Annotated in this window: 9 protein-coding genes; 3 read left to right on the top strand and 6 right to left on the bottom strand. The window is 68.3% G+C overall.

Translation table 11 applies throughout. The annotated features are described in order from the left end of the window. From Q8Q85_04390 to Q8Q85_04405, 4 genes are all read right to left on the bottom strand, one after another. The coding region (locus Q8Q85_04390) for a hypothetical protein (protein ID MDP3773484.1) at positions 1-254 on the bottom strand (254 nt) is incomplete at its 3' end. A gap of 171 nt (positions 255-425) precedes the next feature. Beyond that, entirely contained in the window at positions 426-1,088 is a 663-nt protein-coding gene (locus Q8Q85_04395) for a response regulator transcription factor (protein MDP3773485.1), read from the bottom strand. Then, on the bottom strand, positions 1,085-1,849 hold the full coding sequence (locus tag Q8Q85_04400; protein MDP3773486.1) for a sensor histidine kinase: 765 nt from the start codon (positions 1,847-1,849) through the stop codon (positions 1,085-1,087). Before Q8Q85_04400 ends, Q8Q85_04395 begins: the two co-directional genes overlap by 4 nt. Beyond that, complete coding sequence (locus Q8Q85_04405; GenBank protein ID MDP3773487.1) at positions 1,759-2,475, bottom strand: hypothetical protein; 717 nt, start codon at positions 2,473-2,475, stop codon at positions 1,759-1,761. The genes Q8Q85_04400 and Q8Q85_04405 overlap by 91 nt, the downstream gene beginning before the upstream one ends. A 150-nt stretch (positions 2,476-2,625) precedes the next feature. Between Q8Q85_04405 and Q8Q85_04410 the strand changes: the two genes are divergently transcribed. Genes Q8Q85_04410 through Q8Q85_04420 form a run of 3 tightly spaced genes read left to right on the top strand, consistent with a single transcriptional unit; the run spans position 2,626 to position 5,091 of the window. Next, on the top strand, positions 2,626-2,964 hold the full coding sequence (locus tag Q8Q85_04410; protein ID MDP3773488.1) for a hypothetical protein: 339 nt from the start codon (positions 2,626-2,628) through the stop codon (positions 2,962-2,964). A 2-nt stretch (positions 2,965-2,966) separates the two neighbouring features. Beyond that, the gene (locus tag Q8Q85_04415; GenBank protein ID MDP3773489.1) at positions 2,967-4,022 is read left to right on the top strand and encodes a hypothetical protein; all 1,056 of its coding nucleotides are present in this window, start codon (positions 2,967-2,969) and stop codon (positions 4,020-4,022) included. Next, positions 4,006-5,091: a hypothetical protein gene (locus Q8Q85_04420; protein ID MDP3773490.1), complete on the top strand. Its 1,086-nt coding sequence runs from the start codon at positions 4,006-4,008 to the stop codon at positions 5,089-5,091. Before Q8Q85_04415 ends, Q8Q85_04420 begins: the two co-directional genes overlap by 17 nt. Positions 5,092-5,186: 95 nt before the next feature. Here Q8Q85_04420 and Q8Q85_04425 read toward each other — a convergent pair whose 3' ends face one another. Together Q8Q85_04425 and Q8Q85_04430 are read right to left on the bottom strand one after the other, a co-directional pair. After that, the gene (locus Q8Q85_04425; protein ID MDP3773491.1) at positions 5,187-5,906 is read right to left on the bottom strand and encodes a hypothetical protein; all 720 of its coding nucleotides are present in this window, start codon (positions 5,904-5,906) and stop codon (positions 5,187-5,189) included. 819 nt (positions 5,907-6,725) lie between these two features. Continuing rightward, positions 6,726-8,306 (bottom strand): ATP-binding protein (locus Q8Q85_04430; protein ID MDP3773492.1); only part of this gene is annotated, 1,581 nt, incomplete at its 5' end.

Consider the following 8,306-nt stretch of genomic DNA (forward strand, 5'->3'; position numbering starts at 1 on the left):
TCGAGCACGACGCCGTCCGTCAGGTCGTCGTTGCTCACGTCCACGCCCACCAGCACCAGGGCCGGCCGACCGTCGCTCTTCAGCGCATGGTAGTAACGCATCGCCGCGCAGCCGGGCTGGTCGAGCAGCTCCAGGATCGGGCCGGAATGGAACGCGCCTCCCTTCTCGTCGTTGGAGCGGGTCTCGCGGAACCGGCGCGTCATGCGCGCCGCGTCAGCGAGCTGGATGTGGTGGTCACGCGTGGGGAGAAACATGGCTACCTCCTGGTAGGATGGGAATGAAAACGGCCGGCTCAGGGGCCGGCCCCGCCAGGAGGAATCTCCTCACATTAGTTCGAGGTGGCATCCTCGTACTACTTCGAGGGTATAGACTCGAACTACTTAGAGGGTATCTGTTCCGGTGATTCCGGGGTGAGAAGTCGAATGCTAGGAGGCGTCCCGACCTGCGGCTTCGGCCTCGCTGATGGCGGTGAGGATCGCAAACCTCACCAAGCCCCGCTCGGCGGCGATGCCGAGGACCTTGCGGATATTGTGGCGGTGGAAGGCGACGGTCGATGGCTGGAGGCCCAGGGCCTCGGCGATTTCCGCCGTGGAGCGGCCCTCCCCGATCATGCGGACGATCTCGTGCTGCCGAGGCGTGAGCCGCGCCATGGCCAGGTGCCCGGCGTCGAGGCTGACGCGATGGGTAAGCTTGGGAACGAGTCGCGACACGAACCGCCGGCCGGCCAGGACCTCGTTGATGGCGACCTCGAGTTCCTCGATTCCGGCATCCTTCGGGACGAAGCCGTCGGCGCCGGCGGTGAGCGCGGCGTCCGCCAGGACCCGGTCCACATGCATCGTGACCACCAGCACCTTCATCTCCGGCCGAAGGGCTTTCACGTCCGGGAGCAGATCGAGTCCGCTGCGCCCGGGGAGGGCCAAGTCGAGGAGCAGCACGTCGGCGGTGGTCCGGCGCAGGGTCGTGAGCAGGCTCTCGCCGTCGTAGGCCACGGCGACCACGTCGAACCGCGGCGCGAGCAAGTTCCGCAGTCCCTCGACGAGGAGGTGGTGGTCGTCCGCCAGGATCAGGCGCCGGAGCTTCGGCCTCATCCGTCCCCGCGCGGCAGGACCGCTTCGACGGTCGTCCCTGAGCCCGGCGCGCTGGTGACTGCGAGCCGTCCCTTCACCAATTCGGCCCGCTCGCGCATCGCGCGCAAGCCGATTCCGCTCTCGGTCCGGCGGCCGGCGGGGAGCCCGCGGCCGGAGTCCCTTACCCGCAGCCGCACCGTGTGCTCGTTGGCTTCCAGCTCGACCGTGACGCGCTCGGTTTGCGCGTGCCGGACCACGTTCCGCAGCGATTCCTGAGCGATGCGGTAGGCCGCCAGTCCCACGTCGGGCCGGAGCGGCACGTCCGCACCTGTCACCGACACGTCAACGACCAGCCCAGTGGTTCGCGAGAACTCAGTGCCGAGCGCCTGGAGCGCGCGCGCCAGGCCTACCTGTTCGACCAACGACGGATGGAGCTGGTGCGCGACGGAACGGAGTATCACGCCGAGGTCCTGGAGCTCGGTCGCGATGGCGCGGGCGCGGCGCGCCACGTCTCCGCCGTTGCCGGGGAGCTTGATGGCGAGATCGTCCACCTCGTGGCCGATCATGGCCACGCGCTGAAGGGCGTCGTCGTGCACCTCGCGCGCGATGCGGGCGCGCTCGTCCTCCTGGGCCGCGAGGAGGCGCCGCGCGAAGTCCTGCTGCATGGCGAGCCGCCGGCGCTGGGCAAGGATCAGGGCGGCGCCGAGGGCGACCAGGACGATGCCGACGGAGAGGACACCGGCGACGAAGAGGCTCCAGATTGCCTGTGGTGCACTTGGCACGTCACGCCTCGGGCGATCGAGAGAAAAGCCACGACATTGATCACGGACCACAGCACGTAGGCCCGCGCCACCAGTGTCCGATCGCCGCCGAGCAGCGCGGCCAGCGGGCCGATGGTGCTGTTGCCTCCGAAATAGAGGCAAAGACCCGCGCACGTCCAGAACCAACTTTGACCGGCAAGGCCTCCCTCGGCCTCGTTCATGCTCCGGTCGACCAGGGTCCATGCCGCCGCCGCCATTCCGAGCACGCTGAGCAGCGGCTCGGCCGCCGTGGAGAAGGTACTGGTGTTCTCGACCGCCGCCAGGAGCACGCCCCAGACCGTGATCGCCAGGGGGATGGCGAGGCGAAGGGTGAGCCGGGCCACGTCGCGGGTCTGCCACTCCGCCAGCGCCCAGAGCACCAGGGCGGTTTCCGCCGGGAGTGCTGCGTACGTCAGCCAGTGGTTGTTGAGGCCGTTCAGCGCCAACGCTATCCCCACACCCTCCTGGAGGGTGATCAGGAGGGACCAGGCGAGGATCCACCGGGCGGCGCCCCGGGGCCGCGACCTGGTGAGGAGGGTCGCGAGCGCCGGTAGCGCCGGGTAGGCGGAACTCATGTAGAGGGGCCAGGGGATGCCTGTAGCCTGCATGGTACTGAAACTCACTCGAACTACTTCGAGGGGGAAGACTCGTACTTCTACTAGGGTGTTCCCTCGTAGTTGTTCGAGACTTTCACTGCCGAGCGCGCCGAGCAATTGTTCGGAGGTGCCGACATGCCTCCAACAGTAACGGAATCGAGAGTGCAGCGCTTCCTCTGCAGTGACGGAAGCCTGGTCGCCGCGCAGCTGGCGGCGATGGAACCGTCCGTCAGGCCGCTGCTCATAGACGTCCGGGATCTTGGTGAGGTCCCCGGCCGTGCGGAGGCACTGGAAATACTGGAAGCTGATGCGTTGGTGAGCGTGCAGGCCTTGGGCCGGCGGCGGGTGGCGATCTTGGCGCGGGCCGGCGCGCTGTTCGGGGTGGTGCGGATGGTCTGCATGCTCGCCGACATGCGGGGCGCCTTGGTCAGGGTGTTCACGGATGAGGAGTCGGCGCTGGCCTGGCTCGGCCAAGCCGAGGGGCAGCGAGAGCCCACGTAGGCGTGCCCAAGATCCTATTCGTTGTTCACGGTATGGGCGTGCACGGCAGCGACTGGGCGCGGCTGGTTCGCGCCAAGCTCGTCGAGGCCGCCAGCCGCTATCAGGCTTTCAAGAACGGCCCTCCGCTGGATCAGCAGGTGGAGATCGTCCCGATCACCTACGATGACGTCTTCACCGGCATCCTCGGCCAGTGGCAGGGGTCGGTGGACGGTCTCGCGACCTTCGCGCGGGACCAGGCCATGACGATCCCGACGGTCCTGGGCTGGCTCAACACGGCGCAGGACACTGAGAAGGACTTCTTCTGGACCCACGTGGTGGACGTGCTCCTGTATCGGTTCAACAGCATTGCCACCAAGCAGGTACGGCTCAAGGTCATGAAGGCGATCGCGGCCAAGCTCGCGGGCGCGATGAAAGGGGGGCAGCTCCTCGAAGCGTCGGTGTTGACGCACAGCCTGGGGACATCGGTCGTGCACGACAGCCTGGCGATCCTCGGGTCGGTGCCGCTGGATGGGAGCCAGGCCTTCATGGCCGGCAAATTCCGGTTCCTGAATCTCTTCGCGGTCGCCAACGTGAGCCGCGTGCTCGAGACCGATCCTCAGGCGTACACCAGCGTCGTTCACCCCTACACGGTGCAGCCGGCGACGGCGTACCTGACGCGCTACTACAACTTCCGCCACACCCTGGATGCCTTTCCGGCGGTCCGTGCGTTCAAGCCCGCGAACTGGGGCGACGATTACCGGCCGACCGAAGGCCTGGATCACATCCGAGAGTTCAACGTTCACGGCTACGAGCACTATCTCGACGCTCCTTCGGTTCACGTCCCGATAATCAACGGTCTGCTGGGGCCGGTGATCACCAGGCAGGAGAAGGAGTCAGCGATCGCGGCCTACGCGGCGGCACCAGCACTGCCGTGCGCCGACCAGGTGAGGGAGTTCGTCGCGGCGGCGCGGCGGTTGATCGAGCTGGTGCATGACAGCGCCGACCCCGAGAAGCTCATCATCGCTGGGTGCCAGTTCCTTGCCCTGGCCAAGGAGGCGCGCGATGCGTGCCATGCGTGACCGGGTCTTCGCCGCGATACTCGGCGCCGCGGCACTTGGCGCCGCGGCCGCAAGGCTGCCGGCGCAGACGCCGAGCGCGGTCGGCCGTGACTGCGACCCCGACGTCGTAACAGCGCTCGATCCCGCCGCGATCCCGGCGGGGTGGGCCGACCGGCACCCGAACGCGGTCATGGTAGGCTTCGGCCCCGCCATCTCGGAGGGCAGGTGGTCCGCCGTCGCTACCGCGCTGGCGGACGGCTTTCGCGCCTCGGATCTCGTGCCAGCGGGGCAGATGCGAGCGACGTTCCAGTCCCAACTCGACACCATGCAGGGGGAGTTTGCCGCCGTAGACGCGAGCCCGAATCGCGAGACGTTGCTTCGGACCGCCGGCGGCGTAAGGCAGGTGCGCTTCAACCTCATTGGCGACCCGGACGAGGACAGGTTCACGCTCTTCGACCCGCCGGCGCGGCTCGCCTTCGACGCAAGTACCGACGCCGCCGTCCGGCGCGACCTCTGCTGGCGTGCCATCGCCGCATGGAAGCTGCTGGTGTTCTACGGCGACGCGGGGCGTCAGGGCGCGGTACGCGCGCTCGACCGGCAGCTCGTGCTGTGGGACAACTACAACGCGAGCTCGTACTCCCAGTACCCCTGGGAGCTGCTGGTGAACGGCATCGGCGGCGTTCGCCCGTCCGATCTGTCGCCGCCCGTCGGGCAGCTGGTGCTCCTGCATCCGTCGTTCGGTGTGGAGCTGACGGGGAGGCTGGACTCCCTGCGGCGGCTCGACGTGCTGACCCTCGAGCCCCTGGGCTATCTGCGATACAACCAGAACCGGACGTCGTACGTCGGCCTGTCCGCCGTCGTGACCTTCCCGTCCAGCGTGGACGTCGGCATCGGGGCGATGGCGCACATGGGACGCTCGGTGAAACTCGGCTATGTGCTGCGGCGCCGCCGCCCGGGGGGTCTGCGGCGCAACGGGGTCATGATGTCGGTGGACCTCTATGGGGTGGCGAGCGGCGTGCCGGGCCGGGTGCGCGGAGTGCTGGAGCGGCTGCGCACGCTACGAGACTCGACGCTGGCGGGTGGGCGCTGATGACCCTCGCCCCTCTGTCCGACCGCGCCAGAGCGCTGAGCGCGGCGAGCACGGCAGCTTCATGCGCTGTTGGGCTGCCCCCGTGTAGTGTGGATTCAAGTACGCTTGCTGAGGGCGTAGGCCAAGTTGGTCGAGAGACGGTTGACTAGTGCGCGCCAATCTCGGTAAACGCTGAGGGATGAGAGCGTCTGCTCTGGTGCGTCGTCGGTGAGCTGGAGCTTCCGGCCTAGGGCCCACATTGCCTGGCCGATGCACTGAACGGTGCAGTAACGCAGGTGCGTGGGGACGAGCTTGGTCGGGTCAAGAAAGCCTCGCGCGACGGTTCGTGGCCCGTGCTCAAGGTTGGCGTCCCAGAAGCGGTGCTCACGCTCGTTCGCGGGGACAACCGCGCCGGTCTTGTAATCCTGAGCCCAAGTCTCGAAGTCGTGAGCGACACGGCTGAAGAGGTCCGCGGACACGACACTGAAGTCGAGGTCGGAGCTAGCCGAGACTGGCGTCCCTAACTGGGGGGGTGGTGCAAGCGAGAAGCCGATACGCGCGCTGCCGATGATGGTTATCGCCTTGGGTTCGACCTGAAGCCTGCCAGCGAGCCAGGAGCGAGCCACGTCGTAGAGCGCTGGTACCGGCCGGAAGATGAAGGGGATGCCCTCCGTGAGCCAAAGCCGCACGACGCAGTGAACGTCGCGAGGCACTAGAGCCGCTAGAGTCTCGATGAAGTCGCGCGGCTCAGGATACGGTGCCGAGAGCTGGCGCAGCGAGGGATCGAGTTCGAATGCGCGAAGAGGACGCTCGCTGAATGTGGTCGTAAGTGCCATCGAGTCTGTGGCGAAGGTGAAGGGCTAGTAAGTGATGAGAGCGGCATCGAATCTGCTCGATTCGGCGAGTTGGAGCAAGGCGCGGCTGCGGGTACTTCAGGCGAGCCACGAGTTCTGCAGCCTGGGAGGGAGTGAGAGCGCAAGGGTTCAGGCCGAGACGCGCACAGGCGGCCTGAAAGCCATGCATGCGCCACCCGAAGTATCCTAGATGCAAGTAGAGGGCTGGCATAGCGTGCCGCGGGAGCTCCTGCGCGGCGAGCGTTGCAAGCAGGATCTCTCGCAGCTTTCGGGCTAGAGTGCGCTCGTAGCGAGCGGTGAGCACGCGGACGATCTGTTGGTCGATGGTGCTGGCGCCTTCTATCGTGCCATAGGCCAGGCGGCGCCAACACGCTCGTCCGATCGCGATGATGTCGATTCCCTGGTGGAGGCCGTGCCGATGGTCCTCGCCGGACACTAGCAGCTGCTGTGCTATCAGCGGCGGAGCAGACGAGCCTGCGCGCTGCAGATCATGATGCGCTCGCTGAAGGAGCGCGCGCAAAGCGAGCCACTCATTACGAAGGAGAAGCCTTCCTAGCGGTCGCAGTAGCGCGGCGAGTAGCGTGTGCATTCTCCGAGGGCCGGCTAGGGGGCAGCCTAACAGCATGATTGGTCTCGAACGCATCCCCATCTCCACCTTGAGGACCGTCCGCCCGGACGGATCCTCCTTGGTCTTCCAGAGCTGGTCCGGGTTCACCCCCCAGGCCCCGGTCCTTCTGGATCCCGACTGACCCGCGCCCGACTCGCCGTTGGAGAGCCGCTTGGCGTACTCGTCGCGTTCCGCTAGTGCCGCCTCCGGCCCGGCCGCACGCGCTCGTCCAGCTTCGCTCCCCAGCGCGTCAGGAAGGCCGTCACGAACCCGTGGACGTGCGGCGGCTCCACGGCGAGCGGCGCCAGCGCCATCGCCACGGTCAGGGCCACGTGGTAGCCCTCCGAGCGCGAGGCGAGCGCGCGGCGGTACGCGGGATGCGACTCGTTGACCCACACCGTGGATTCCACCAGCCGCCCCAGCTCGCCGCCGTCCGGCCCCTTCTCGAAACGCACCGTCAAACCGTAGCGCACAGGCCGCTTCGGACCGCGCCCGCCGGTCACCGGCGGCCCCTCGGCGAGGATGGGCTCCGGGGCCGGCGCCGCGGCCGCCTCGCCCTCGCCTGGTTCGGGGACCTCCGGCGGGTGCGCTTCCTCCTCGCCGCCTGACGATCCCAATTCCGGCGCCTCCCCGCTGCCCGCGGAGACGCCGAGCGCGGCGGGCTGAACACCCCGCGCCCCTTCGGCGGCGCGGCCCATGGGGAGCCTGCGCTGGCCGCCCGCCTGGCGCTCGACCAGCATGGCCAGGAGCGGGAACTCCTCCGCGAGGTCCACCAGCACCGTGTGGAGGTCGCGCTCCAGCGGCCGCGTCTTGCGCCGGCGGGCTTCCTCGTCGTCACCGGGCGCCTCGCCCCAAGCCGCGAGCTGTGCGGTGACCGCCTGCTGGATGGCTTTGCGGTAGGCCAGGTGCGTCATGCCACGCTGGCCGGCGCGGATGAAATCACCCTTGTCGAGCGTCAGACACTCGGCCAGTGCGGGCACCTCGACGAGCCCGCCGATACGGTCCGGCGCGGCGGGAACGAGCCCCAGCCAGCCCCACCCGCGCTTGATGACCTTGCCCAGCGTGCTCACCGCGACGCCGCGGCGCTCCTCGGGGAGTGGGCCGGCGTCGCGGGTCAGGAAGCCGACCGCCGACGGCTTGCGCTTGCGGGCGACCCGGATGCTCAGTGCCGCGCGGCCGTCGCTCCCCTCACGTCTAGGCAGGACGTGCCCGTTGACGAGGAATCGTACGCCCGCGGGGTAGTGAGCCGCCAGCAGCTGGTCGAACGCAACGTCCAGCAGCGGCTCGAAATGACGGGCGATGGTCGCTTCGAGGAAGCCCGTATCGAGCAGCGCCGAGAGCGGCTCGCGGAGCTTGAGGCGCACCGCGGTCCCGTGGTCGGCCACGAGCCCCGGAGGTGGCACCCACTTCCACGGCGCGCGGCGCCTCGAGGCAAGACACCACGACGAGGCGACGTGGTGTTTCCCGCGGCGCGTCTCGGTGAGCACGTCGTGGCAGGCGAGCAAGCCGAGCTTGATGCCGACCCCGGCGAAGCCGATGCCCTGGCCGCGCGTCTTGGTCGTCGCGGCGATGTCGTGGAAGCGGATCAGCTCGCTCCGCTTCATCCCGGTGCCGTCGTCGGTGACGGTGAGCGTAGCGGCGGCGGGGTCAGCGGTCAGCGCTATCAAGGTGGCGCCGGAATCGAGCGAGTTGGCGACGATCTCCGTGAGGATGGTCTCCTCCAGGGCGCCGGGGTAGGCGTCGCGGAGGTCCTCGAGCAGGTGAAGGATGTCGAC

This window comes from Gemmatimonadales bacterium (assembly GCA_030697825.1).
Classification (GTDB): domain Bacteria; phylum Gemmatimonadota; class Gemmatimonadetes; order Gemmatimonadales; family JACORV01; genus JACORV01.